Source organism: Providencia sp. PROV252, assembly GCF_033676005.1.
Taxonomy (GTDB): domain Bacteria; phylum Pseudomonadota; class Gammaproteobacteria; order Enterobacterales; family Enterobacteriaceae; genus Providencia; species Providencia vermicola.
On the sequence record NZ_CP096294.1, the window covers coordinates 3,323,620 to 3,349,530 of the forward strand.

General features: G+C 41.2%; 34 protein-coding genes, 1 tRNA gene and 1 pseudogene. 13 read left to right on the forward strand and 23 right to left on the reverse strand.

Features of this window, described 5'->3' with window-relative positions:
* Window positions 1–3: 3 nt before the first annotated feature.
* The 17 genes from M1F05_RS15385 to M1F05_RS15465 all read right to left on the reverse strand — a co-directional run bounded on the left by M1F05_RS15385 (window position 4) and on the right by M1F05_RS15465 (window position 7,921).
* Entirely contained in the window at window positions 4–600 is a 597-nt protein-coding gene (locus M1F05_RS15385) for a hypothetical protein (RefSeq protein WP_239407318.1), read from the reverse strand.
* Window positions 597–818 (reverse strand): hypothetical protein, encoded by a 222-nt coding sequence (locus tag M1F05_RS15390; protein WP_239407317.1) that lies wholly within the window; start codon window positions 816–818, stop codon window positions 597–599. The genes M1F05_RS15385 and M1F05_RS15390 overlap by 4 nt, the downstream gene beginning before the upstream one ends.
* Window positions 818–1,012, reverse strand: coding sequence for a hypothetical protein (locus M1F05_RS15395; RefSeq protein ID WP_004265067.1), 195 nt, complete (start codon window positions 1,010–1,012; stop codon window positions 818–820). Before M1F05_RS15395 ends, M1F05_RS15390 begins: the two co-directional genes overlap by 1 nt.
* Window positions 1,012–1,185 (reverse strand): hypothetical protein, encoded by a 174-nt coding sequence (locus tag M1F05_RS15400; RefSeq protein ID WP_004265069.1) that lies wholly within the window; start codon window positions 1,183–1,185, stop codon window positions 1,012–1,014. The genes M1F05_RS15395 and M1F05_RS15400 overlap by 1 nt, the downstream gene beginning before the upstream one ends.
* The gene (locus M1F05_RS15405; protein ID WP_137019073.1) at window positions 1,182–1,766 is read right to left on the reverse strand and encodes an ORF6N domain-containing protein; all 585 of its coding nucleotides are present in this window, start codon (window positions 1,764–1,766) and stop codon (window positions 1,182–1,184) included. The genes M1F05_RS15400 and M1F05_RS15405 overlap by 4 nt, the downstream gene beginning before the upstream one ends.
* Window positions 1,763–1,972, reverse strand: coding sequence for a hypothetical protein (locus M1F05_RS15410; protein ID WP_181489827.1), 210 nt, complete (start codon window positions 1,970–1,972; stop codon window positions 1,763–1,765). The genes M1F05_RS15405 and M1F05_RS15410 overlap by 4 nt, the downstream gene beginning before the upstream one ends.
* Window positions 1,969–2,148: a hypothetical protein gene (locus tag M1F05_RS15415; RefSeq protein ID WP_004255431.1), complete on the reverse strand. Its 180-nt coding sequence runs from the start codon at window positions 2,146–2,148 to the stop codon at window positions 1,969–1,971. The genes M1F05_RS15410 and M1F05_RS15415 overlap by 4 nt, the downstream gene beginning before the upstream one ends.
* Window positions 2,145–2,306: a hypothetical protein gene (locus tag M1F05_RS15420; RefSeq protein ID WP_004255433.1), complete on the reverse strand. Its 162-nt coding sequence runs from the start codon at window positions 2,304–2,306 to the stop codon at window positions 2,145–2,147. Before M1F05_RS15420 ends, M1F05_RS15415 begins: the two co-directional genes overlap by 4 nt.
* Window positions 2,303–2,497, reverse strand: a complete 195-nt coding sequence (locus tag M1F05_RS15425) for a hypothetical protein (protein WP_239407316.1) — start codon at window positions 2,495–2,497, stop codon at window positions 2,303–2,305. Before M1F05_RS15425 ends, M1F05_RS15420 begins: the two co-directional genes overlap by 4 nt.
* Before the next feature lie 2 nt (window positions 2,498–2,499).
* Entirely contained in the window at window positions 2,500–2,673 is a 174-nt protein-coding gene (locus M1F05_RS15430; RefSeq protein ID WP_004265088.1) for a DUF4222 domain-containing protein, read from the reverse strand.
* Entirely contained in the window at window positions 2,666–3,778 is a 1,113-nt protein-coding gene (locus M1F05_RS15435; protein WP_272574680.1) for a host cell division inhibitor Icd-like protein, read from the reverse strand. Before M1F05_RS15435 ends, M1F05_RS15430 begins: the two co-directional genes overlap by 8 nt.
* Window positions 3,775–4,590: an antA/AntB antirepressor family protein gene (locus tag M1F05_RS15440; RefSeq protein WP_247047692.1), complete on the reverse strand. Its 816-nt coding sequence runs from the start codon at window positions 4,588–4,590 to the stop codon at window positions 3,775–3,777. The genes M1F05_RS15435 and M1F05_RS15440 overlap by 4 nt, the downstream gene beginning before the upstream one ends.
* Window positions 4,591–4,605: 15 nt before the next feature.
* Complete coding sequence (locus M1F05_RS15445; protein ID WP_318825878.1) at window positions 4,606–4,998, reverse strand: hypothetical protein; 393 nt, start codon at window positions 4,996–4,998, stop codon at window positions 4,606–4,608.
* Window positions 4,998–5,216: a helix-turn-helix transcriptional regulator gene (locus M1F05_RS15450; RefSeq protein ID WP_318825879.1), complete on the reverse strand. Its 219-nt coding sequence runs from the start codon at window positions 5,214–5,216 to the stop codon at window positions 4,998–5,000. The genes M1F05_RS15445 and M1F05_RS15450 overlap by 1 nt, the downstream gene beginning before the upstream one ends.
* Before the next feature lie 116 nt (window positions 5,217–5,332).
* Window positions 5,333–6,250 (reverse strand): hypothetical protein, encoded by a 918-nt coding sequence (locus M1F05_RS15455; RefSeq protein WP_318825880.1) that lies wholly within the window; start codon window positions 6,248–6,250, stop codon window positions 5,333–5,335.
* 217 nt (window positions 6,251–6,467) lie between these two features.
* Window positions 6,468–7,679 (reverse strand): tyrosine-type recombinase/integrase, encoded by a 1,212-nt coding sequence (locus M1F05_RS15460; protein ID WP_102139360.1) that lies wholly within the window; start codon window positions 7,677–7,679, stop codon window positions 6,468–6,470.
* 165 nt (window positions 7,680–7,844) lie between these two features.
* Window positions 7,845–7,921, reverse strand: a tRNA-Arg gene (locus M1F05_RS15465).
* 187 nt (window positions 7,922–8,108) lie between these two features.
* On the opposite strand from M1F05_RS15465, the gene folD reads away from it, so the two are divergent.
* On the forward strand, window positions 8,109–8,966 hold the full coding sequence (gene folD, locus M1F05_RS15470; protein WP_206082892.1) for a bifunctional methylenetetrahydrofolate dehydrogenase/methenyltetrahydrofolate cyclohydrolase FolD: 858 nt from the start codon (window positions 8,109–8,111) through the stop codon (window positions 8,964–8,966).
* An 18-nt stretch (window positions 8,967–8,984) separates the two neighbouring features.
* On the forward strand, window positions 8,985–9,197 hold the full coding sequence (gene ybcJ, locus M1F05_RS15475; RefSeq protein WP_206082893.1) for a ribosome-associated protein YbcJ: 213 nt from the start codon (window positions 8,985–8,987) through the stop codon (window positions 9,195–9,197).
* Window positions 9,198–9,244: 47 nt separating this feature from the next.
* Here the strand turns inward: ybcJ and M1F05_RS15480 are convergent, their stop codons facing one another.
* Window positions 9,245–9,994, reverse strand: coding sequence for a hypothetical protein (locus tag M1F05_RS15480; RefSeq protein ID WP_206082894.1), 750 nt, complete (start codon window positions 9,992–9,994; stop codon window positions 9,245–9,247).
* Window positions 9,995–10,742: 748 nt separating this feature from the next.
* Complete coding sequence (cysS, locus tag M1F05_RS15485) at window positions 10,743–12,131, reverse strand: cysteine--tRNA ligase (protein ID WP_206082895.1); 1,389 nt, start codon at window positions 12,129–12,131, stop codon at window positions 10,743–10,745.
* A 268-nt stretch (window positions 12,132–12,399) separates the two neighbouring features.
* Between cysS and ppiB the strand changes: the two genes are divergently transcribed.
* From ppiB to M1F05_RS15510, 5 genes are all read left to right on the forward strand, one after another.
* Window positions 12,400–12,894, forward strand: coding sequence for a peptidylprolyl isomerase B (gene ppiB, locus M1F05_RS15490; protein WP_047756161.1), 495 nt, complete (start codon window positions 12,400–12,402; stop codon window positions 12,892–12,894).
* Between the two features lie 10 nt (window positions 12,895–12,904).
* Complete coding sequence (gene lpxH / locus M1F05_RS15495) at window positions 12,905–13,630, forward strand: UDP-2,3-diacylglucosamine diphosphatase (RefSeq protein WP_206082896.1); 726 nt, start codon at window positions 12,905–12,907, stop codon at window positions 13,628–13,630.
* Between the two features lie 149 nt (window positions 13,631–13,779).
* Complete coding sequence (purE, locus tag M1F05_RS15500; protein WP_206082897.1) at window positions 13,780–14,295, forward strand: 5-(carboxyamino)imidazole ribonucleotide mutase; 516 nt, start codon at window positions 13,780–13,782, stop codon at window positions 14,293–14,295.
* Window positions 14,295–15,377, forward strand: coding sequence for a 5-(carboxyamino)imidazole ribonucleotide synthase (purK, locus tag M1F05_RS15505; protein ID WP_206082898.1), 1,083 nt, complete (start codon window positions 14,295–14,297; stop codon window positions 15,375–15,377). Before purE ends, purK begins: the two co-directional genes overlap by 1 nt.
* A 116-nt stretch (window positions 15,378–15,493) precedes the next feature.
* Window positions 15,494–16,732: a CynX/NimT family MFS transporter gene (locus M1F05_RS15510; RefSeq protein ID WP_206083035.1), complete on the forward strand. Its 1,239-nt coding sequence runs from the start codon at window positions 15,494–15,496 to the stop codon at window positions 16,730–16,732.
* A gap of 128 nt (window positions 16,733–16,860) precedes the next feature.
* Here M1F05_RS15510 and M1F05_RS15515 read toward each other — a convergent pair.
* Window positions 16,861–17,091 (reverse strand): annotated as a pseudogene (locus M1F05_RS15515) (glycerophosphodiester phosphodiesterase); the annotation flags it as partial.
* Window positions 17,092–17,541: 450 nt separating this feature from the next.
* On the opposite strand from M1F05_RS15515, the gene xyeA reads away from it, so the two are divergent.
* From xyeA to M1F05_RS15540, 5 genes are read left to right on the forward strand one after another with little or no spacing between them, the layout of a single operon-like run.
* Window positions 17,542–17,697 carry a XyeA family cyclophane-containing RiPP triceptide gene (gene xyeA, locus M1F05_RS15520; RefSeq protein ID WP_206082899.1) on the forward strand — a complete coding sequence of 52 codons (156 nt, stop codon included), beginning with the start codon at window positions 17,542–17,544 and terminating at the stop codon, window positions 17,695–17,697.
* A gap of 47 nt (window positions 17,698–17,744) precedes the next feature.
* Window positions 17,745–18,647 carry a radical SAM protein gene (locus M1F05_RS15525; protein ID WP_206082900.1) on the forward strand — a complete coding sequence of 301 codons (903 nt, stop codon included), beginning with the start codon at window positions 17,745–17,747 and terminating at the stop codon, window positions 18,645–18,647.
* A gap of 41 nt (window positions 18,648–18,688) precedes the next feature.
* A complete protein-coding gene (locus M1F05_RS15530) occupies window positions 18,689–18,913 on the forward strand; it encodes a hypothetical protein (protein WP_206082901.1) in 225 nt (74 codons plus the stop codon).
* Window positions 18,910–19,770: a hypothetical protein gene (locus tag M1F05_RS15535; protein WP_206082902.1), complete on the forward strand. Its 861-nt coding sequence runs from the start codon at window positions 18,910–18,912 to the stop codon at window positions 19,768–19,770. Before M1F05_RS15530 ends, M1F05_RS15535 begins: the two co-directional genes overlap by 4 nt.
* A 42-nt stretch (window positions 19,771–19,812) precedes the next feature.
* The gene (locus M1F05_RS15540) at window positions 19,813–20,421 is read left to right on the forward strand and encodes an ATP-binding cassette domain-containing protein (RefSeq protein WP_241016787.1); all 609 of its coding nucleotides are present in this window, start codon (window positions 19,813–19,815) and stop codon (window positions 20,419–20,421) included.
* A 225-nt stretch (window positions 20,422–20,646) separates the two neighbouring features.
* Here the strand turns inward: M1F05_RS15540 and M1F05_RS15545 are convergent, their stop codons facing one another.
* The 3 genes from M1F05_RS15545 to ybbA all read right to left on the reverse strand — a co-directional run bounded on the left by M1F05_RS15545 (window position 20,647) and on the right by ybbA (window position 25,300).
* The gene (locus tag M1F05_RS15545) at window positions 20,647–22,029 is read right to left on the reverse strand and encodes an esterase-like activity of phytase family protein (RefSeq protein WP_206082903.1); all 1,383 of its coding nucleotides are present in this window, start codon (window positions 22,027–22,029) and stop codon (window positions 20,647–20,649) included.
* Window positions 22,030–22,169: 140 nt separating this feature from the next.
* Window positions 22,170–24,617, reverse strand: coding sequence for a putative ABC transporter permease subunit YbbP (gene ybbP, locus M1F05_RS15550; protein ID WP_206082904.1), 2,448 nt, complete (start codon window positions 24,615–24,617; stop codon window positions 22,170–22,172).
* Window positions 24,614–25,300, reverse strand: coding sequence for a putative ABC transporter ATP-binding protein YbbA (gene ybbA / locus M1F05_RS15555; RefSeq protein ID WP_206082905.1), 687 nt, complete (start codon window positions 25,298–25,300; stop codon window positions 24,614–24,616). Before ybbA ends, ybbP begins: the two co-directional genes overlap by 4 nt.
* Here ybbA and tesA point away from each other — a divergent pair.
* Complete coding sequence (tesA, locus tag M1F05_RS15560; protein ID WP_206082906.1) at window positions 25,268–25,909, forward strand: multifunctional acyl-CoA thioesterase I/protease I/lysophospholipase L1; 642 nt, start codon at window positions 25,268–25,270, stop codon at window positions 25,907–25,909. The genes ybbA and tesA overlap by 33 nt on opposite strands.
* Window positions 25,910–25,911: the final 2 nt, after the last annotated feature.

A 25,911-nucleotide genomic window follows, 5' to 3' on the forward strand; every position in this document is an offset into this window, starting at 1 on the left:
CTTTTAATGAATGGTTACGGTGTTGCTAAACTCACCATCTTCTATCGCCCGAATGAGATCATCATGAAGAATAGATAATCCCTCGCGCCCTCGGTCTGATAGTCGGCAACCTTGTTTAGGCTCAAGATTGATAAAATCCCTATACATTCTTATGGCCATAGCAGGGGCATATCCTGATTCGTAATGCTCATAAGCTGCGCCCTCAACGTGGTTTGCCAATAACATACGTTCGCTTGCTGCATAAATAGTTAAGGCTGCGTGTTCATTGCGATACACTGCTGCGGTAATCTTTCCGCCTTTCCCGTTATCGGTTTGATGAAATCCGTTATTGTCGGCCTGTTCCATGACAAAAGAGGCGGCAACAATCCAACGCCAGAGAATGACGGTTTGCTCAATGGTGGATTTAAAAAAGCCTTCAACCTCACCTTTGCTAATGGCTAAAACCAACTCAAAACCCATTGATAAATGACCATCAAAACTACCGTCATTTAATGCGTCCAATGCCTCGGTATAGCTGATAGCTTCTTGGTTAGCTGCGTCAGTAATGAGAATTACACCGTGTTCGCTGTGCTCGAATGCGTTAATGTTTGTAATATTCATCGGTTCGCCTCCACTACCGCTAACTTATAAGCTCGCAACACATGCGAGGATTTACCTGTAATAACTGTTTTAATCACTAAACCGTGCTTTGTGCTGGCTCTTACATTGACTTTAAGTAGTACCGCATCCACAACCCGACGATGTTTTTTATATTGAAATAGATTGCTGGTTACGGTGATTTTGGCGACTGCGCCACTGTCAAAATAATTAAGTTTCATTATTTTCCCTCTGCCGCTTCGTTCATTTCATCCCTAATCGAATAAACAACAATCAACACTGCCCAGATCATGTTTCTGGTTTCGTCGCATTCCTCTGCGTCCAGCCACGTGGAAAGCAAGGTGATTAGCATTAATACTTTTGATTGGTGCGGCTCCAGTAACCTTTCCACTTCGCGTTTTTGTTCCTGCTTCATTACTTCACCTCACGCACATAGTTAATTCGGATATCGGTTAAACCGTCACGTTGCGCTTCTCGCATCACTTGCGATTGTGCGTCTTTCTGGGTGGTAGATATCACCTGCTTACAAATACCTAGCGTTAACCCTTTAGGTGTTGTGCCATATCCTGCGATTTGAAACGTTCTCATGAGCGATAATCCCCCATATCCTGAATGTGTAGCTGTGAGGCTTGCTCAATGGCAATTACCATTGGTTTAAGTGCTTTTTTCTCCTTACGACGTAGGTTCATGGCATAACTACCGCGCCTACCGTGACCTTGATAAGAGTCAGCTTCTAAACGGCTAATCAAGTTCTGAGCCTCACCAATTGGCATGGCTTCAAGTTCCGCCAGCGTGGGTATTTGAATGTGTTTAATTTCTGGGAATTCAGAGAGTCGGAAATAACTGTTAACCATTGAACGCTGAACCTGCCACGACAAATCATCAGTAAATGGCTTGGCAACCATCAAATAACCTGACTCAGTGATAAGCATTAGCTCTTTTGCTTTTCCGCCTATTTCCAGTTCGGGCAACTCGGTACGTATTACGTACTTAGTGAGCAAAAAGTAATCTACCCCATCAATGAAGTGCTTTTTATGCGTGTTGAATGTGCGCTTTGCTGTACCTTTCGGGCGTTGGTGTACCTCGTCAATCATGGCAAAGGTCACTACTCGCTTACCTTGATACATGAATGGGCTTAAGCTGGTGGCATTGATAGTGACCTGTCTCATTTCAGCACCTCCGCAAGCCTAGTGATTTCTTTCCCTTGAGCACATACAAGGCGATTAACTGCTCTCAGTAGAAAATGTGTATCTGTATCAGCCTCATTCTCTACAGCCGTTAACAGTGGGATTAACAACGCTTGGAGTTCTTCGTTGATATGCTCGACTTCTTCCAAGGTAGATAAGTGACCAACTTTTAATTTAATTGTTTTCATTTGGTCGCCTCCTCGAGGGATTCGCATATTTCTGCGTTGAAGTCATACGCAATAGAAACGAGGTCGATTAACTCACGCGAACAATCACTACTCACTTGCTCCAAGATAACGGCAAGCAATGAATTGTTTTGCTGCGCTTTGTATGCGGCTCTGTCTAATGGAATAGGCTTGCTCATGCTTCCCCCTCTGATACGGCTTCTTCTGCTGTCTTGCTGATAATTTCAATTAGCTGAATTTTTAGTTCTGCTTCATCACGTTGATTTGATAAAGACAAAGCGGCTTCTGCTAGGCGTTGGATTTTGTTCAATGCGTCAGATAGGCGTGAAATACTCATGCTTTCGCCTCCTGTGCCACAATTTCCTCTTGAAGAAATACACAAACATCACCTGATAACTTCGCCATAAGAGAAGCCAAAGTGGATATTTCACTGCCTTGTAACTGGTGAGGGTGTGATTCAATGAGTAGGTTAATTAACTCAACCTGATGCGCCTTTTCAGCGGCTTGATGAATAGTGATATCCGCCATAATTAAGCCCTCCCCGCATAGGTGTATTCGTTGCTGAACTGGCTTAATGGAACAATGACAGGACTATCAAAGCCGTCTCTCTGAAAGGTCACACGGTTGAATTGAACCGATAGAACTTTGACGGTTTCGCCATTATTTTTGTGAGTGTAGAAGTCATTAGGTTGAGGGTTACGCATGAGCCACCTCCTGAGCAGGTAAGCGACCAGCGAATGACAGAATGTAATCACGTACAAGCATCAGTCTTGCACTGTTCTCGTTCGGTGCTGTAACAGCAATGCGGCAAGGTTTAGCGGTAGTATCTGAGCGTTTAATGCTCAAAAACAGAAATTTGAATTGAGTTTGGGTAGGGGCTGCCATCATAACGATGATCTCCTTTAGTTTATCTAAGGAGTCACCACCAGAGGTGCAAATCTCTATAGGGGTGGTGACACTGACAGGGTTTGCACTACTGGTACTAAAGGAAACCAGCCAACCTTTCGGTTGCCCTGCCAGCATCACCATTGAATTTGGGCGATATAATACCGCAAATTGTAGGTGTGCATAGGCACAGACACAAAAAAAGACGCAAGGCGCGTCATGTGTCACCTTTAGTATATTCAGGGTGCAAATCCTGACACTAGATTTTGCTAGTGCGTTTTTACTATAGCCAAAAGTGAGTAGGAAAGTAAAGTGATTGTCATCAAAGTTTTTAACTAAGCATTCGTATTTATCTGTACTGACTGCAAAATGATCGCTATGTTGATAGTTCTCACTTGCTCGATATTCAATATCGACGTTTCCAAGGGTAGCCGATTGGCTGCCCTTTTTTATGGACTCCGAAAACTCAATTCTTTCGTTTTTTATGGTGTCTAATAACTCAATTCCGCCTCGTGTAGTGACCCAGATTAAACCTTGCCAATGAGGATAATTCTCCTCTTTAGAAAGGTGAGAAAAATCACCTTTAGCAAATGGTGTAAATTCTCCACGTTTTGAGTGACTCAAATTTGAGTAGCGCAAAATATCAGCGTATTTATAACCTGAGAAATATTCCCCAGATTTATTTCCCGTAAATTTGGGTGATTGATTGGCGTAAATTTTCGCTGATACATCGGCTAAAGTTTTAGCTGAGCACTGAGCCAAAATATTGACTGAGTAACCAGACGAAAGTTTGTCTGATTGACTATAACTTGAAGTTAGATTCAAGATGGATAAAAGGGCGTCCATTTTAACCGACTCCCCACCTGCCAGTAGGGGATCATTTGCTTGGTAGGTAATACCCTTTATTAAACATAGGGTAATCATTGCGCCACCTCTACACGTTGCGCTAACCACTTCTGAGATAAGCCGATTAACTTGTCCTTGCGTGCGTGATAGTCCATACCTAGCTCAATTAACGTTGTATTGGTCTGCTCAAGGTATGAAAGGTGCTCTAATTGCGTCTCGCTCATAGCATCACGAGGATTGCCAATAATACCGTTCTGTTTCGCCCATGCCTTAGCCGTAAGTCCACCTAATACAATACGGTTCAGCATGTTTGACTCAGTCGTGTAATGGTGCGGTAGTGTGTTTTTGCCTTGCTCCATACGTGCCAGCTCTAACGCTGAACACATCGGCTTAAAGTAACTGGCCACTTTTAGGCGTGATTTAAGTTGATGGCGTAATTGCTTGGTAATTGTTGGCGCGACTTTGTGTAGTGCTTCTTCACACTTGATAAAGTATTGACGGATTAAGCGGCCTTGTTCGGTACGCTCAACCATTGCTAATTCTTTAGCTGTATTTGTGGTAATCCAGTAATCAGACTCAGGGCGACCAACTTTATTAATTTCCACCCGTTCGGGTGTTAATTGGTCATTAATTGAACCATCACAATTAAAGTAATCAGTATTTTCTATAAATGTATATTGAGCCGTTCTGGATTTAAACCAGCTTGAAAATACACGTCCAACTCCTAACGCTTCATGTAATGAACGAGCACTAACTACGCTAGAAGATAATCCGCCTACTTTAATATGTGAAATAGGTAATAATTCAGCAAAAGATAATTCCTTAATATCGCTAGAGTGGTTTTCAGGGTGAGCGAATCCCTGACCCATTACGGTCATTTTATTTTTCATATTGTTATTTCCTTATTATTCGGTAGGGTACTGCGACAAAATTAATTCAGATTGTGATTTCGAAATGCCTTCATATCCGCCAGCATTGGCGCGTTGGTTGATGAGGTTAATTACCTTCTGCGCGTCTTTCTGGCTACGAATGCGATAACGATAATGTGATCCAATGCCGTCTGGGTTCGGTTCGTCAGTACGCTCTAAATTAATATCCAGCTTTCTTTCAAGTTCTGAAAAATAATTACGACCTGATGATAAGCGACAATATTTTAAAATATCATTTTCGGTAGAACCGTTATAAGCAGATAAAAAATATTTCCATGCTTTGATTTTTTTCGGTGGGTTCTTTGGTAGAATAGACAATGCTACGTTATTCTGAGAAGCCACCTGTGACGGGTGGTTTTTCTTTTCCATTATGCCACCTCACCAGTACGTGATTCAGCAATCTTATTTGCTACCCACTCATCCACTTCTGACTCAACGAAAGCAATAGAACGAGTACCGATTTTTACTGGCTTTGGAAATTCATTTCTTGCAATAAGTACATACAGCCACGCTTTAGCATAGCCTGTACGGCGCATTACTTCAGGTAAACGAATGAGATTTTCTTTTAAGGTTGTAATTGTTGGCATGATGCCCTCTGTTATCTAGTTAATGATACGCCTTAGTGGACGTCCGTAGATCTCAAGAGGGAATATACTTTTTTAGGTTGGAGGTTTTCGTAATATGACAAAAATAGTTCGTAATATTACGAATCAATATTTTTAAGCCAGCCAGAAACTGTATTTCCACTAGGCAAAGGAAGACCCTGAGCATCAAAATCTTTTCTTATTACCCCTACTGGACTTTCAATATGAGAGCGAGGGTTATCTGCAATATCTTTCCCGTATCTCACACAAGTTAATCCATATATATATTGAGCCATAGCATTAATAGTCTTAGGGGACTCTTTTTTATCTGCTTTACAGCCACCTTTATTTGTTAATTTTAAAATATTAGATTTTTTAATTACAGGCAATGCGCCACTCGGTACGCTTGTACAAGGCATAAGCTGATGAGCGTAATCGCCATTATTAACTAAATTGAGAAGATGTGTTAATTGCGCTATATGCTTGTCAACTAAGGGATTCAAACGATCTGCATGAGCTAATTTCATAGCCTCTACTATTTTTAAAGACTCACTAATATCAACTGGGGATAATACCTGATATAAGTCATTACCCTTGATTAATACAATCCCTCTTACGCCATATAAACTTCTCAGTGGTTCATTAAGCCCAACACCCTGGCTATAAAGGCATTCATTGAAGTGTTTAATTACACCGCAAAACATAGCATCCCACAGTCCATCAATTCTAACTATCTCATTATTTATTGGTATTGCATGCTGAATTAAAGTTTCTGGCATTACTGCGTCACTATTCAGCATTTCTAAATTAGCCTTTATCAATGCGTCAGGATCATCAAGTGCTACCGATAATGGAACAGTTTTCAATGAAACTTTTCTTGCGGGGGTGGGGGCTTGAAAATATATAGATGGGGAAATTGCTTCGTCTGCGACGAGCCTTGCGATATCACCAATAGATACTTGTATATCTTGTTTATCCGCTAAAAGCGTCACTATTTCTGAATAGCTTAACCATTCACGATATGCAGATATGTCCACGCCTCATCTCCCTGAGTTTCCATGTGGTCTATTACCGTCCACTAAATAATACTAAAGTAAAGTCTATCGTATATCTGCTTATTATCAAGTGTACTAATTAGATAGTAATTGTGGATAACTTCTGTAATATTTTAAATATTTTTTGTAATAACAAGCAGTTCCAACATAAAAAAACCAGACATTTTACTGTCTGGTTCAGTATTCGATCGCTGGCTACTTAAGCACGTTTAAAGTTACCGTGGACAACATTATCCCCGTTCTCTAATGCTCCCATGTAATCAGCGTACCATTGAAGCATTTCTCTACGTCCATCAATATACTGAGCATGGTTATACGTTCCACGAATAGAGTTCTTATCAACGTGTGCTAGCTGTGTCTCAATCCATGCTGTGTTATAACCTTGTTCATGTAGGATCGTGCTCATTGTGTGCCTGAATCCGTGGCCTGTGGCTCTACCATCATAACCAATACGTTTTATGACCTGATTTATTGCCGCTTCACTCATCGGCTTAGAGGCATCATTCCTGCCATGAAAGATATACTTAAACCGCCCTGTTAAGGTTTGTATTTCTCTGAATAATTCTAACGCCTGTGTAGAGAGTGGAACCATATGGGGACGACGCATTTTCATACGCTCTTTGGGGATTTCCCAAATAGCTTTATCAAAGTCAATTTCTGTCCATTCAGCGGCTCTAAGCTCAATAGTACGAACACCTGTTATCATTAATAGCTTTGTCGCAATTTGAGTGATCTTACTTCCACTACATACAGATAGTGCCTGTAAAAAATCAGGTAATTCATTAACGTTTAAATGGGGGAAGTGTTTTGCTTTTGGTGTAGACAGTGCGCCAGCTAATTCTGATGCAGGGTTATACTCCGCCCGCCCCGTCACAATTGCATAGCGGAATACTTGGTTACATGCCTGTCTTATCTTCTTTAGCTTATCTAACACACCACGCTTTTCTAATTTTCTAAGCACCTCTAGCATATCTAGCGGCTTAATTTCTGTAATGCTAGCTTTACCAATATAAGGGAAGATATCTTTCTGGAAGGCTTCTAATAAGTCATCAGCATAACCTTGCGACCAATTCGGCTTTTTATAGTCATGCCATTCAAGCGTGATTTTCTCAAAGCTATTATTGACCTGAGACTCTTTTTCTCGCTTTTCGGCTTTCTTTACCAACGATGGATCATCACCTAACGCTAATATGCGCTTGGCTTCTTCTCTTTTAGCCCTAGCTTGTGCGAGTGATATTGATGGATATACACCTAAAGCCAGCCTTTTCTCTTTACCAGCATATCTATATTTCATACGCCAATACTTAGAGCCATTTGGAGCAACTTCTAAATACATGCCCCCACCGTCAGAAAGTTTATAAGCTTTCTCTTTTGGCTTGGAAGTATCTACTTGTCTGGCTGTTAGCTTCATTTGGGGGCACCGATTTTCATTGAACGGGGTAATGCCCCCAATTATGCCCCCACATAGTTGTAGATTTCAATAGACGTGACTAGACCTTGGAATACTATGATTTCTTGTGATAACTGATTTTATAAGGGTTTTATAGACTGTTGTAGACTTTGAAATACTTGAGAATGGTACGCCCTACAGGATTCGAACCTGTGACCTACGGCTTAGAAGGCCGTTGCTCTATCCAACTGAGCTAAGGGCGCATTGTTAATGCAGGCAGCCTATCTGGCTGATGGCGTTGAATTATACGGTTGCTGAGCGCTGAGTCAATGGCTTTTCGCTACTAAAATAGCTATATGCTCATTTTATGTAACAGTTTGAACTGACAATGACGTTAACTTCTGACAAAATAGAGCCATCACCGTGTCTCATATATGGATTAAGTTACAGATGTTAGCAAAAATTATTGATGGGAAAACGATTGCGCAGACAATTAGGCAGGAAGTTGCCCAAAAAGTACAGTTACGTTTAGAACAAGGAAAACGTGCTCCAGGTCTCGCCGTCATTTTAGTTGGTGCGAACCCTGCTTCCCAAATTTACGTCGGCAGTAAACGCCGTGCTTGTGAAGAAGTAGGCTTTATTTCACGCTCTTATGATTTACCCGACACCACCACAGAAGCTGAACTTCTGAAACTGATTGACGATTTAAATCAAGATGTTGAAATTGATGGTATTTTAGTCCAGTTACCCTTACCTGCTGGTATTGATAATGTTAAAGTGATTGAACGTATTCATCCAGATAAAGACGTTGATGGCTTCCACCCTTATAATGTAGGCCGGTTGTGCCAACGTGCGCCTCGTTTGCGCCCTTGTACACCACGTGGGATTGTCACACTGCTTGAACGCTATGACATCAATACTTATGGCCTCAATGCCGTCATTATTGGTGCATCAAATATTGTCGGACGCCCAATGAGCCTTGAATTATTATTAGCGGGCTGTACAACAACTGTTACCCATCGATTTACTAAAGACTTAGAACAGCATGTACGCAATGCGGACTTGCTGGTTGTCGCTGTCGGTAAACCTAATTTTATTCCTGGAGAATGGATTAAACCTGGTGCAATTGTCGTTGATGTGGGTATTAACCGCTTAGAAAATGGCAAAGTGACAGGCGATGTGGACTTTGATGAAGCATCAAAACGTGCTGCGTGGATCACCCCTGTTCCAGGTGGTGTAGGCCCAATGACTGTCGCAACACTGATTCAAAACACGCTGCAAGCGTGTGAAGAGTATCACGATATTTAATGTATTTTGGAGTAATTAATGGAAATTTTCAATCTTGAAGGGCACCCACACGTTGAACTGTGTGATTTGCTAAAAATTCAAGGCTGGGCAGAAAGCGGCGCAATGGCTAAAGCCATGATCGCTGAAGGTTTAGTACAGGTTGACGGTGTGGTAGAAACCCGTAAACGCTGTAAAATTTTGGCAGGTAAAGTTGTCTCCATGGGCGACGAAAAAGTCAAAATCGCTGAGTAAGATTTTGGGTAAATAGGCTAGCCTATTTACCCATCTTTCAATCAAGCTTATCCCCTTGATTGACCTAGTTTATTATCAACTCGAATACTATCAAATAAATCCTTCGGCACCCTTTCCCCAAAAGCAAACTGTGAGATACCACCAGCCACTTTATCTGACTGATTTTGGTAATTGTTTCTATTTGGGTATGAACTCAAGGTACTCCGCAGATCCATTAATTCAAACATACGGTTAGTCAGCCCTGCTTTTTCATTTGGCTGCAATTTAATTTCTTCAGACCAATTCGTTACATACATGGCTGGTACTGAATATTGTTGATTATTATGGGTAATTGTTAGGTTATAACAATCCAGATTCAAGTTCCCAATGCACTTCGTCACTGCAGTTTTAAATGAACGTGTTTTCAAATCACCAAACTGTTGCTCTTTAACCCCCTCAGAAAATAGTGTTTTTCCTTGTTTTTCTTGCTGCTGCGCTGATGACCAAACAACAACCACTTGGGGTTTATTTTGTCTAATTTCATTGAGAAATTGTTCAACGGGTGGCGCTTTGGGCTTGCTTGATTCAATCTCTGCGACAACGACCTTTTGATCGTTTTTTATCGGAACTTGGCTTGTATTACTAGACGCTATAGTACTCTCAGAGGGTATCTTACTTGAAATATACCAAGTTGCAGTGGGGATATTCGCTGGTTGCCTTTTAATCCCTACTAGTTTTTGTAAAAAGTTGATAACACTTTTTTTAATCGATGTTGGAGACCATAAACTTCTAACTGAGGTGCTGATTGGTGATGGCATAATTATTCCCCTTATTTCAAATAATAGTGCCACCGTATTGTGCGTACTTTGATGGCTGCTGTTGTTCATTAATTGAACTTATTATTTGATGAAAAAAATAATTATTTCTTGCAAATTTAGCCACTAAATAGAAAAACGGCCAGAATTGTATCAATCAATACCTAGCCGTTTAATTTTATCAAACTCTAACTTTTTAACACGCTCAATACGCTAAATAGTTCGTGTTGTGGCTAGGCGCCGAACGCGGATAGCTTGGGGAGCATACACTAGTATGTGACCCAAGTAGCCAAGTGATGGCAACACCGCCACAACGCGAAATAATGTTCATATCAAATAGAAAAACAGCCAGATATTGTATCAATCAATACCTAGCCGTTTAATTTTATCAAACTCTAACTTTTTAACGCGCTCAATACGCTAAATAGTTCGTGTTGTGGCTAGGCGCCGAACGCGGATAGCTTGGGGAGCATACACTAGTATGTGACCCAAGTAGCCAAGTGATGGCAACACCGCCACAGCGCGAAATAATGTTCATATCAAATAGAAAAACGGCCAGATATTGTATCAATCAATATCTAGCCGTTTAATTTTATCAAACTCTAACTTTTTAACGCGCTCAATACGCTAAATAGTTCGTGTTGTGGCTAGGCGCCGAACGCGGATAGCTTGGGGAGCATACACTAGTATGTGACCCAAGTAGCCAAGTGATGGCAACACCGCCACAGCGCGAAATATGACGCGTAGGTGTTTATTTACGGCGCCACGTTGTCCCCGCAGATGAATCCTCCAGCACAATCCCCATCGCTGTCAGCTCATCACGCGCAGCATCGGCTTGTGCCCAATCTTTATTTTGACGTGCATCTAATCGCTGTTGAATTAACGCTTCGATTTTTGCGACTTCCGCATCATCTTCACCTTGAGCGCCGCCTTTTAGGAAGTTTTCTGGATCTTGTTCTAGTAAACCGAGCACGCCTGCTAGTTCACGCAGTTCTGCAGCCATCCCATTAGCAGCGGCCATATCTTCCGCTTTCAAACGATTGATTTCACGTACCATGTCAAATAGCACAGAATAGGCTTCTGGTGTATTAAAATCATCGTTCATGGCTTCAACGAAACGGGCTTTAAAGGCTTCTCCGCCCGCTGGTTTTGCAGATTTTTCTGTGCCACGTAATGCAGTGTACATACGCTCTAACGCGGTGCGCGCTTGCTTCAGGTTTTCTTCCGTATAATTCAGTTGGCTACGATAATGGCCTGAAAGCAGGAAATAACGCACGGTTTCGGCATCGTAATACTCAAGCACATCACGAATGGTGAAGAAGTTATTGAGAGACTTCGACATTTTCTCTCTGTCTACCATGACCATGCCTGAGTGCATCCAATAGTTCACATACGGGCCATCATGCGCACAAGTGGATTGAGCAATCTCATTTTCATGATGCGGGAACATTAAATCTGAGCCGCCGCCATGAATATCAAAATGATTACCCAATGTTTTGCTGTTCATCGCCGAACATTCAATGTGCCAGCCTGGACGACCTAAACCCCAAGGTGACTCCCAGCTTGGCTCACCTTCTTTGGACATTTTCCAAAGCACGAAGTCCATTGGATTGCGTTTAACATCCGCCACTTCAACACGCGCACCCGCTTGAAGTTGTTCTAAATCTTGGCGAGATAGCAAGCCGTAATTTGGGTCAGTTTTCACTTCGAACATCACATCGCCGTTATCTGCCACGTAAGCATGACCACGTTCAATTAAGCTTTCAGTCAGCTCAATAATTTCGCTGATATGCCGCGTTGCACGTGGCTCGCTATCAGGGCGAAGAATATTCAACGCATCGAAATCTTTGTGCATTTCCGCTAACATGCGAGTGGTGAGTTCTTCAACACTTTCCTTATTTTCCGCGGCACGTTTAATGATTTTGTCATCAATATCCGTGACGTTACGGACATAATTCAAATCATAGCCCAAATAGCGCAAATAGCGGCTAATTGCATCAAATGCCACAAATGTCCGGCCATGGCCGATATGACACAAGTCGTAGATAGTGATGCCACACACATACATCCCAATCTTTCCTGCGTGGATGGGCTTAAACTCTTCTTTTTGACGACTTAGTGTATTAAAAATTTGTAGCATCTGGACTTTTCCATGTAAGTGAAAAATGATTATCGATTTCTATCGGTAAAATACCATGTTATTGAACCCCGATCACCTTAAGAATGCAAGGGTTTACCCTGCCTTTTATTGTTGAATTCAACAGGCATTTAATACACACCTATTATGCTATAAACCACCTGCAAAACGCACTGTCGCTTCAAGTCAGGTTTTATCTGTGATATAAACGTGCAGATCTCAACGCTTTCGCAAGATAGCGCACAAAAAACAATTATTCAGGATAGCTATTATGGTTACATTTCATACCAATCACGGCGACATTGTTATCAAAACATTTGACGATAAAGCGCCAGTCACAGTCGAAAACTTTTTAACTTACTGCCGTGAAGGTTTCTACAATAATACCATTTTCCACCGTGTTATTAACGGCTTCATGATCCAAGGCGGTGGTTTTGAGCCGGGCATGGAACAAAAAAACACGAAAGCGCCTATTAAAAACGAAGCAAACAACGGTGTAAAAAATACCCGTGGCACACTAGCAATGGCTCGTACTAACGACCCACACTCTGCCACTGCACAATTCTTTATCAACGTCGTTGATAATGACTTCTTAAACTTCCGTTCAGAGCGCCCAGATGGTTGGGGTTACTGCGTATTTGCTGAAGTTGTTGAAGGTATGGACGTGGTTGATAAAATCAAAGGCGTTTCAACTGGCCGTAGCGGTTTCCACCAAGACGTTCCTCGTGAAGATGTGGTGATCGAAAAAGTGACTGTCAGCGAGTAATCCTGTCTCTATGTCTACTTACATCATTGCAGATCTGCATTTGAGTGAAGATGAACCGGCGATCACCGCCGGTTTTATCAATTTTATTCAACAACGAGCCATCCACGCCGATAGCCTGTATATCCTCGGTGATTTTTTCAATTATTGGGTGGGCGATGATGATGATAACCCGCTTCATCAGCGCGTTGCGAACGAGCTAAAACAACTCACAGCCAAAGGTATTCCTTGTTACTTTATACATGGCAACCGTGATTTTTTAATTGGTAAACGCTATGCCAAGCAGTGTGGAATGACGATTTTACCCCAAGAAACTGTTCTCGATATTTATGATAAGCGCATTTTAATTCTACACGGTGATACCTTATGCACTGATGATATGGCTTATCAAAACTACCGTAAAAAAGTTCACACGCCTTGGATACAACGTATTTTTCTCACGCTCCCTCTGTTTATTCGCCGCCGAATAGCACAGAAAATGCGTAAAAATAGCCAGTACGCCAGTAGCATGAAAACCGAGTCTATCATGGATGTTAATCCACAAACGGTTGTTAATGCGCTACAAAGACACCAAGCGCAGTGGATGATTCATGGCCATACCCACCGCCCAGCCATTCATGAAATCAATATTGATGGCAGACTACATTTCCGAGGTGTATTAGGTGCATGGCATCATGAAGGCTCAGCCTTTGTGATTAATGAACACGGTATTGAACTGATTTTCTTTCCCTTTGAATAATACCCATGAAAGTTCTTGCTCGTAAACGCGACTGTTTGCTTACTTATTAATCACGCAAACGTTTTCCTTGCTGCTTTGTCATGATATGATCGACTCAATTCAATTCTCCACCTTCGGGTGACGTTTTTTTCAATACAGGAAAGCACCAAATGACTGCCCAAGCTTCTGCTCAATCTGCGGCAAAAATCGCCATTGTTATGGGTTCGAAAAGTGATTGGACGACCATGCAGCACGCTGCTGATGTATTAACCGAACTCCAAATTCCTTTTCACGTCGAAATTGTTTCTGCACACCGTACACCCGATAAACTGTTTTCGTTTGCCGAAACCGCCAAAGAAAATGGTTTTGATGTGATCATTGCAGGTGCAGGTGGTGCAGCCCACCTACCAGGTATGATAGCGGCCAAAACCTTAGTGCCTGTTTTTGGTGTTCCTGTACAAAGCGCGGCACTCAGTGGTGTTGATAGCTTATATTCCATCGTTCAGATGCCAAAAGGCATCCCAGTGGGTACGCTTGCCATTGGCAAAGCTGGTGCAGCAAATGCCGCGCTGTTAGCAGCGCAAGTATTAGCCATTGCAGATACCGCTGTTTTTAATCGCTTATCCACTTGGCGTGAAATACAAACTAACGACGTACTCAATAACCCAGACCCGAGGGATGCGTAATGAAACCCGTTTGCGTACTGGGCAACGGTCAACTGGGTCGCATGCTGCGCCAAGCTGGCGAACCATTAGGTATCGCCGTTTTCCCTGTCGGATTGGATGCAGAGCCTGAAGCAGTTCCTTATCAACAAAGCGTGATCACCGCTGAAATCGAGCGTTGGCCTGAAACGCCTTTGACTAAAGAGTTAGCTAGGCACAATGCCTTTATTAACCGCGATATTTTCCCGCGTTTAGCTGACCGCTTCCCACAAAAAAGCCTGTTTGATAGCTTACATTTGTCAACCGCCCCTTGGGTACTGCTCGAATCCCCTGAGCAATGGCCTGAATTGTTTGACTCACTGGGTGATTTTCTGATAGTCAAACGCCGAACAGGCGGCTATGACGGGCGCGGCCAATGGCGTGTACGCCCAGGTGACGAACTCAGTTTACCCGCTGAAGTTTACGGTGAGTGCATTGTAGAGCAAGGCATCCCTTTTGATGCTGAAGTCTCGGTGATTGGTGCTCGTAATGCTGCTGGGGAGTCAGTTTTTTACCCTATCACCCACAATCTACACCAAGAAGGTATCCTGCGCACCAGTGTCGCTTTTCCGAAATCCACCAATCCTCAGCAAGATCAAGCGCAAGCGATGTTAAGCGCTGTAATGGATGAGCTCGGCTATATTGGTGTGATGGCGATGGAATGCTTTGTTGTGGGCGATAAACTGCTGATCAACGAAATTGCCCCTCGCGTACATAACAGCGGACATTGGACCCAAAACGGTGCATCAATCAGCCAATTTGAGTTACATTTGCGTGCCATATTGAATCTACCAATGCCATCCCCTGAAGTATACAGCCCTGCGGTAATGGTGAACTTAATCGGCACTGATGTGAATATCGATTGGCTCAATTTGCCACTAGTTCACTTGCATTGGTATGAAAAAGAGGTGCGTCCAGCCCGTAAAGTTGGCCATTTAAACCTCTCCCACAGTGACTGTAATCAGCTAACCGAAACGCTCAGTGCACTTATTCCACTCTTACCAAATGAGTATAAAAGTGGCATTGAGTGGGCAAATGAAAAATTAGACTGGTACTCTCACCAATAAATAGGGAAAATAGCCTTAATCGATGCCCGAACTTGTTTTCGGGCATTTTGCTATTTTCGCCGTCATCCAGATGATAATTCTCCTGACTAAAGGTGTGCGGCATGACTGGAGTTACTATGTCCTCGCAGCATTTTAGTCCGTTTTATCAGTGGTGTATTTTAATTCTATTAGGGTTAGTTTATTTTTTAGCCACAGCCACGACTTTCACCTCTTTAGGCGTTGTATTGCCAGAAATGATCAGCGAGCTAAAATGGAGCTGGAGTGAAGCGGGTTTTGGCTTTACCTTATTGGGCTTGACCTGTGGACTTGCCAGTTTCTTACCCTCTTTGCTGATCCGTAAAGTTGGCGTGCGAGCCACATTACTGCTGGGTACCTTAGTCTTTGTCGCTGGGTTTTATAGCCTGTATTCCACCAACACCATCAGTACATATTTCTTAGGTACAGCCTTGATTGGTATCGGTTTTACCTTATTAGCCACGGTGCCTGGCACTTACGTGCTTTCCCGATTATTTGAAAAACAGTCCCTCGCTTTTGGCTTGTATTTCACCATTGGTGGGCTCGGCGGAGTTGCAGGGCCATGGATTTATTTCTATGCTTCAAACCAATTGGGCTCATGGCGCATGCACTGGGTTTTGTGTGCGATTTACCTCAGCATCATCACGTTAATCACTATCTTTATGTTACGTGAAGGCAAACAAGAGCAAGAACATGCCAAGAAAGTGATGCAAAAACAAGTCAGTGATGCAAGTAAACCCATTTATCGTACAGCTGAAGTGTGGACAGTTGGACGCGCACTGCGCACATGGCAGTTCTATTTAATTGCAGCGACCTATACCTCTTTTCTATGGTGTGGTATTACCGTTAACAGTTTTGCTGTTGCCCATATCGAAGAACGTGGTTTTGGTATGACCGTTGCAGTTTCATTACTTAGTACAATGGCTTTTGTTAATGCATTTTCACGATTTATTGGCGGCGCAGCTGGAGAATGGTTGGAGCCAAAAAAACTGCTGATTGGCAGCTTAATTATCATGGTGCTTGGTGTTATCTTCCTCAGTATCGCAAGCTCTTGGTTCTGGTTAATTTTATTTGTTTTGTGCGTAGGAATTGGTTACGGCATGACGTTCTTAGCATCAAGTGTTTTGTTATCAAACTACTTTGGTCGTGGCCCCTATTTGGAGCTATTTTCTGTGGTTAACTTGATTTCAACTATCGCCTGTTTAGCGCCATTTATCGCAGGTGGGATCAAGGACTACACAGGTAGCTTCACCCCTGCATTTTTAGTCATTGCCGCCCCTGTGGTGGTTATCCTCGGCTTAACATTAATGATGAAACCACCCGCACTCCATACCAAATAAAAAATCCCGAGCACAGGCTCGGGAAAGATTGAAACCAAGGGAAAAATAATCAGAAGACCAGATATTGGATCAAAACATGCGTTTCACATTGTGCCACGACAAACTGGAATGAGGTGGCACAAATTCAATCAAGTCTTTAACAATTCAGGGACTTTCAACAGAATAAATTCATTATCATCGGCTTGATTTGGCTCACGGCTTGATGAGAACGGGTAGTTATTGTCATTCCCGACAATGATATGTTCACCGTCGACCACATCCACATTCTCAATCGTAAAGAATGGGAAGGTAAATACCCCATTATTTAAGGGCTTTCTTGCCATATTATTCGGGTCTTTGATATTCATTAGGTCAGTATATAGCTATTTATTAACAGCTTTACAGACGAAATGTACCTATTAATATTCTAAAAAATCAATTATTCATTATTCATTATTCATTATTCATTATTCATTATTCATTATTCATTATTCATTATTCATTATTCATTATTCATTATTCATTATTCATTATTCATTATTCATTATTCATTATTCATTATTCATTATTCATTATTCATTATTCATTATTCATTATTCAACCACTCTCGTTATAAATAATATAATAACATAGTAAAAAATACTTAATTAATATTAAAACTAATCATATAAAACCTTACCTGTTAGAGTTATTTATTAATATTTCATTGTGATGAAACATTAATAAATAAAAACGAAGCACATTTTAATAAAACTTTAATTACACATAATCTGTGTTTTGCATTAGATTCAAAAAACATCAATTCGATGCCTCGATAATTGGATAAAATCATGTCTAAGTTAAGTAAAGAGATCAAAGAAAATAATGCCAGTGTAAAATTGGCACCTAATGAAAGAAGCTCTCGTGAAGTATTAATAAAGTCTATGCTAGAAAGTGTATCAGGTGGTTGGGTTAACGTTTTTGCACGTTGGGACAAACAAATATAACTAATCAACGGTAGGGCTCTCCCTACCGTGTAGATTAAGGAAAGACTATGGATAAAATAAAGCATCTAGAAGTCATCTTAAAAGTCAGTGAAAGATGTAATATTAACTGTACATATTGCTATGTATTTAACCTTGGAAATGAAGCCGCAATAAATTCCAAGCCAATTATTTCTAGCGAAATTATTAGCCACTTAGTTAATTTTTTTGAGCAAGCAACTACAGAATATTATATTGAATCAATTCAAGTTGATTTTCATGGTGGTGAACCATTAATGATGGGCAAAAAAAAATTTATAGCAGCCTGTCAAGAATTAATTTCAGGGAACTATAATAATACTAAGTTATATTTAGCTTGCCAAACTAATGCTATTCTAATAGACCCTGATTGGATAGATATATTTTCCAAATATAGTATAAGTATAGGTGTGTCCATTGATGGCCCTAAGCATATAAATGATAAATATAGGTTAGATACAAAAGGTCGTAGCACTTACGATAATACTATAAAAGGCTTTAAATTACTCCAAAATGCTTGGAAAGAAGGAAAGCTTAAAGATCAACCTGGAATTTTATGTGTGGCTAATCCTAATGTTAGCGGAAAAGATATATATAGGCATTTTGTGGATGAATTAAAATGCACTAAATTTGATTTCCTCATACCTGATGAGACTCATGATACATGCATTGACCCAACAGGTTTATCAGATTTTTATTGTTCTGCTATAGATGAATTTTTTTTAGATTCAAATAGTGATATTTACATTCGTTATTTTCATACGAACATTCAATCCATGTTAAAATCTGATTTCACACCAACAATGGGAGTGAACAAAGCTAGTAATGATATAATTACTTTAACTATTAGTTCAGAAGGCGATGTTTATATAGATGATACTCTTCGAGGAACAAACGACGATATTTTTTCTGTTATTGGAAATATAAAAAAATAAAATTTAGAGAAACATTAAGCTCATAGAAAATGAAAAAGTATATGAAAATTAATAGTCAACTACCTTCTGATTGTGCTAATTGTATTTGGAAGAAAACATGTTCTGGTGGTAGGCATATACAACGATATTCTAAAGCTGATAGCTTTAATAGAAAATCAGTATTTTACCCTTCAATAAAAAAAATATTAAGTCGAGCCGCATCGCATTTATTAGAATCTGGGGTACCCGAAGAATTAATTATGGATAATTTAGGAATTAAATCATGATTAAGGTTTTACTTTCAATTTTATTACTCACTAACTTATCATTTCCATGTGAAGGTAGTCAATTAGGGACTTTAAATTATAATGAAATTGGAATTCCTATCGTTAATTTAGAAATAGAGAATGAAAAACTATCATTAATGCTTGATACGGGAAGCAGTGAAGGCTTCCATTTAAAAATGGATAATATAAACAAGATACTTAGCAATAAAAATTTAAATGTAAAAAATAAAACCCCATATAGATATATGGATATATTAGGAAATAAAAACAGTGTAACATCATGGACTATTGATAAACTTTCTATTTCAAATTTAATTTTTAATAATGTTAAAATTGTTGAACTACAGCCATGGGGACTTAACATAGGAGAAAAAATCATTGAAACAGAAGTTGTCGGCCTCGGTATTTTTTATGAAAAAAAAATCATTCTAGATTTTAAAAAAAACAAATTAATAATTTTAATAGACACACCAGAATATGCTAAAAATTGGCCATCCTATCCAATAGAACAAACCGACTCAGGATTAAAACTAACTGTATATGCTCACAAAAAACCATTGGATTTTATTATTGATACTGCAGCCTCACATTCCATTGTATTTTCCAATAAGCTTCAAACTAAAAACAAATACCTAGGCTGCAATAAAATTTCCTCTGAAGCTTTGAGCTCTGATTGCAATGTACAAAATATCTTAATAAAAGATATTAAAGGTAATATACAGAATGAATATGCTATAGCAATAGAATCCCCTACGCCTAAAAATATAGGGTTTGATGGACTACTTGGAATGTCATTTATGAAAAACAAAATAATACTGATAGATCTAGCCAAAAAAGTTATCTATATACAGAGTTGATTTCATGGAAAAAATAAATCTATATTTAGGAATGAGTCTATATTGTACAAAGAAAAAACATTAATAGGGAGATATAGCGCATTTCCATCATCTATATTACCGATAGTATTTTTATGTGTACTTTCAACTTTAGCCATCATAGTATTTATATTATTTTCCAATTGTTCCAAAAGAGTATTAGCAAAAGGCAAGATAATATACGCTCCTTCTGCTATAGAAATAACGATTAGAGATCACATTTCTTTTGTAATACAAGATGATAAATTATTAGCGGGTTCAATATCTAAAAACATTAGCAGTTTTAATGAAATCATTGACCATGAAAAAATGGTAAAATGTGCAAAACTGGCCTCTATTGACGATGATATTAATACTTTCCCTAGGGGGTATGACACAATGATTGGCGACATTGGAAATACATTATCTGGAGGTCAAAAGCAAAGAATTTCAATTGCAAGAGCCCTTTATCGTGAACCTCAAATTCTATTACTTGATGAAGCTACTAGCGACCTAGATGTTATTAATGAAAAAAATATAACTAATGCTATAGCTGAGTTAAAAATAACACGTATTTTTGTAGCGCATAGACCTGAAATGATAAACTCAGCAGATAGAATATATGACCTAAGTTTAAATAAGTGGGTTAAATAAAAATATAATATCGTTATCATTCCTATTTTATTTATAGTATCTAAAAATCGTTCTTAAACTATAATTATTTAATTCTCCCAGCCCTCAATCACAAATAAAAAACCCGAGTATTAACTCGGGAAAGATTGAAACCAAAGGGAAAATAAGCTTAAGACCAGATATTGGATCAAAACATGCGTTTCACATTGTGCCACGACAAACTGGAATGAGGTGGCACAAATTCAATCAAGGCTTTAACAATTCAGGGACTTTCAACAGAATAAATTCATTATCATCGGCTTGATTTGGCTCACGACTTGATGAGAACGGGTAGTTATTGTCATTCCCGACAATGATATGTTCACCGTCGACCACATCCACATTCTCAATCGTAAAGAATGGGAAGGTAAATACCCCATCATTTAAGGGTTTTCTTGCTTGACTATTTGGGTCTTTAATATTCATTAAATCAATGTACGCCTGCTTATCAACCGCTTCACCGACGTTTTTATCTGAAAACTCAATACGGTATACACGCTTAAATTTCGCTAAATTACTAAAGCAATTTTCCGTGTTCGTACTGCCTGCAGCACAGGCTTTATCCGATGTCCCCTCGCCATTATCACGCTCGATGATTAGGCCATGAGTGTCATCGATTAAATTAAAATCGCCGATAGCATTTTGGTTATCTTCGAACACATACAACCAGCTTCTGCCTGTCCAATCTTGTTTTTTTACATCGAACTCAAGAATGCGTGCAGCGCGTTTACCATCCACATTTTCATAATCTTGTTTTTCATCAACCCAAATTGCCCCTTCAAGCATTGGGTACAGTTTTGAACCGTCTGGTGAGGAAGCCATACCTTCAAACCCTTTTGAGCGATTCACTTGGAAGGTGACTTTATCTGTTGGTTTTCCTGGTGTGGTGATTTGATAATGGTCTGGAGAAACCACTTTTTTGCCATCGACCTGCGTTTCAAACAAGGCTAACACTTTGCCATCCAAATCCATTTTTATCAGATATGGGCCAAATTCATCCCCTACCCATAATGCACCATTAGCAAACTGAAAGCTTTCTGGGTCGAAGTCGCTGCCCGTTAAGTAACGTTCCTTTGTGCTCTCATTAATAATGTGAAAAGGAATGATTCTGTCGGGGTCATGGAAAAAAACCGTTTTGAGTGGTGTTGTTTTGCCTGATTTAAAATCAATATCGTATTGCGTCACATACAGCATAGAGTCTGGTGAATTCACTTTATTACCAAACCCATTATCCGTTAACACCCAATAGGTGCCATCCCCCATCCGTTTAATTCCTGAATGGCCTTGCAATGGCTGCCCTTTGATTGGAATGTGTTTCCCCGTTGGACGATCAGCGGATTTTCCTTCGACTTTGCCGAGAGTGTCAACGCGTGTGCCAGTGGTGAATTTTCCGCTCACTTGAAGGTCTGCAGGCGCATTTTGTGGCGCTGAAACGGTGGAATCAACGGAAAGAATGGAATGCCCCATTAATGTGGCAGGCACTTCTTGTTGAGCAAACCCTGAGAAGCTAAATGAAATCAAACTTGCCAGTAAAGAAAATGAACCCAACGTCTGTTTAATTGGGTGTGTAATTGAATTTTTATGCTGCATGGTTATGTTTCCATTTTAAGGCTATCAATAATCGACGGCGGAATCATAACCTGAGTAAATGACGATTTTGTGAAGGATTCAAGACAGTTATTTTAATTGGGCGTAAATAATTTCACGCCCAATTATTCCCTATAAATTAATCATCCATTGGGTAATCGACGGTGCTGGCTGCCTGTTCCTAATAAGCGAAGACCTAGCCATCCCCCACAAATCGACAACAAAATAGCTGCGCACAGTGGTAATAATAGCCACATACGCCATTCAGGTTGCCATGGAAAATCAAACACTTTACTTTGCAATAACCACAAGGCAATTTCAGCACCAAAGGCCGCAGCAAGGCCTGCCATTAAGCCAAGTAATGCAAACTCGCTCCATAATGTTCTGCGCATCAGCTTTCTGCTCGCACCTAAGGTGCGATAGACCACCAGTTCGCGCTCACGTTGGCTCATTCCCACTTGAATCTGTGCCAACAATAACAGCAAGCCACAGAAAATCACTAAGACGACCATCACTTCAAGAGCTTGGCTGACTTGCTGAAGGATTTGCTGAATCTGTGTAATGATCGCCCCTGTATCCAGCACATTTATGGTTGGGTAATGGCGGCTAAGTTGCGTCAATAACTGGCCGTCCCCCTCATAATGGAAACTACTCAGCCATGTTGCTGGCATTTTCGACAAGCTTTCTTCCGAAAAAATAAAATAAAAATTCGGTCGTAAACTTTCCCAATCCACAGTGCGGATGCTGCTTACCGTCGCCGTAAAAACTTGAGCTCCTGCGTTAAATGTCAGTTTATCCCCCAGTTTTAACCCTAGCTCTTTCACCACGGTTTGTTCAATGGAAACCTCCCCCGCTTTCGGCGGCCACGTGCCTTCATTCACGATATTCGCAGGGGCCAATTGAGATTGCCACGTTAAGCTTAATTCACGCCGTACCGTATTATTATTTGGGTCACGTTTATCGGCCCATTCAATCGCTGACTGGTCATTAATATCGGTTAAACGCGCTAAAACCACAGGATTGAATTCCGTTGGCTTCACTTGATACTGTGCCAGTAACTCAGTCACAGGTTTAAGCTGTGATTGGTTCATGTTAATCAAGAAATAGTTCGGGCTATCTGCTGGCAATTGCTGCTGCCAGCGGTCAAGTAAATCACCCCGAACTAAAATTAATAATGCCAGTAACATAAACGAGAGCGAAAAGGCGCTCATTTGGGTGATAGTTTGCAACGGTTGGCGCAACAAGCGGCTGACCGAAAGGCGTAAACTCAGCTGGCGAAATTTAATATGGCGCAGCCCCCAAAGCCCGACCCAACCAATTAAGGCCAATAGAATCGCCACGACAACAATCCCTGCAAGAATCGACCATAACAGGGGGTTTACTCCCGCAAAAATAAATAACCCGCCCACGACAATTAATATAACCACAGGGAGATAATAATGCAGCGGCCATACTGGGGATTTTGCATCTTCACGTAACACCCGAGAAGGTTGGGTCGCCATCAATTGGTAATAAGGACGGCTGCCTACAATAATGGCAATGATAAACAATGTCCCTATCGCCCAGACCCACGGCATTAGGCTAGCAGGAGGCAATTCTTTTGGCAGCATTGCGCCTAGAATTTGCATCAAAATGCCTTCAAAGGCTAGCCCTAATAACGAACCTAATAACGCCGCTGCCACTAAAATGACCAACCACTGGCCAATGATCCATTTACGCAGCGCACTGCGCCCAGCCCCAAGTGTTTTTAGAACCGCAATAAGCTGGTGGCGGCTACGGCAATAGTGGGTCATAGAAACCACAACAGCTGCAATCGCCAGTAATAAGGTTAATAATACGGATAACAACAAAAATTGCTGAGCACGTTGGAAAGTTTTCCCCACCGCGCCATTGTCTTCACTTAAGGTATACCATCGCTGGTCATTGCGCAGTTCTTTATCAAACTTTTGCTTAAATGCATCGATAACTTGGCTATCACCCGCGAACATATCGCGATAGGTTAAACGGCTACCTAACTGAATCGCCCCCGTTAACGGTGCATCTTCAATCGCAATTAATACTCGAGGGGCAATTTGGAATGGATTGAAGCCACTATCGGGCTCTTGGAGTAATTTCCCCGAAACCTTTAACGTCGCATCGCCGATATCAATATTATCGCCAATATTCAGGTTCAATAACTCTAATAAGCGAGGTGCCACTAACACCTCCCCTTGGGTTGGTACTAACCCCTCAGGTTCTGTAACTAACTCGCCATACAGCGGATAAGCCTTGTCGGCGGCTTTGACTAACACCAGCTGTGGGCGTGCATCTTCATCTTCCGTTGCATAGGCCATCGTCGAAAATGATATTTGCTGGCTCAGTTTTAACCCGTCTTTTTGTGCCTCTTGCAACCAAGCGGGCTCGCTCGGGTGTGAGGAACGCAGAACCAGATCCCCTGCAAGTAGCTCACGGCTTTGGTAGCTCATGCTGTTTTCGATACGATCACTAATGCGCCCTAACGCTAAAACACAGGCAACGGCGAGAGTGAGTGCTAACCAGACAATCAATAATGACGGCGTTTTCCATTCACGCCAAAACCAACGCCAAATCATGCTTCTTCCCTCAGTTGTCCATCAACCAAGCGTAAGCGACGCTGACAACGTGCAGCGAGTTCGTTATCGTGTGTAACTAAAATCAGCGTAGTACCATGTTCTTTGTTCATGGCAAACAGCAAGTCCGCGATTTTATCCCCAGTCTGTCTATCAAGGTTACCTGTCGGCTCATCGGCAAATAAAATTTGTGGACGACCGTTAAATGCGCGTGCCAGTGCCACACGCTGTTGTTCGCCACCAGAAAGTTGTGGCGGCATATGCTTCATGCGATCTTTCAAGCCTAAATCAGTCAGTAATTCAGCGGCATGTTGGTGGCTAGATGACTCTGGCTCTCCACGCAACAAGGAAGGTAGCTGCACGTTTTCAATCGCATTTAATGTAGGGATTAACATAAACGATTGGAACACAAACCCCACGCTTTGCGCGCGCAAACGAGCTCGTTCCTCTTCATCCATGCGGGTCAGGTCTTGCCCCAATAAATTGACCGAGCCACACGTGCCGTCATCTAAGCCCGCAATGATCCCAAGCAGAGTTGATTTCCCCGATCCTGACTCGCCAATTAAAGCAATTGTTTGACCAGACTCGACAATTAGCTCAACACCTTGCAATATAGTCAGTTCATGTTCACCTTGACCAACACGTTTAATGAGATGATGAACTTCAAGAATATTATTCGCCGACATATATTGGTTTTTCTCCTGTTACTGACTGCAAGTGGACACGCCCTTGCGTCAACTAAGCTATTGATCTTAGGTGATAGCCTAAGTGCAGGCTACCGTTTACCCGCTGAGCAGGCGTGGGCCTCTTTGCTTGCCAACCGCTGGCAGAAACTGTCTCCGCCTATTGAGGTGGTCAATGGCAGCATTAGTGGCAATACATCAGCACAAGGGCTGGAACGCCTTTCTACCTTATTGGAACAAAATAAACCGAGCTGGGTGCTGATCGAGTTAGGTGCTAACGATGGTCTGCAAGGCTTACCTGTCGAACAACTGGAAACTAATTTACAGCAAATAATCGACCAAATCGTGCAATCGGGTGCAAAACCGCTCTTAATGCAAATTCGTATTCCACCAAATTATGGAAAACGTTATACAACAAGCTTTGAAAAAGTGTACCCGAAACTGGCGGATAGCAATCAAATTCCGTTACTGCCTTTTTACATGGAAACCGTTATCACTAAGCCTGAGTGGATACAACAAGATGGGATTCACCCGACGGTTGAAGCACAGTCATCCATTGCTGACTTTATGGAAAAACAACTTTCCGCACATATTTTACCCTCAAACAAGTAAAA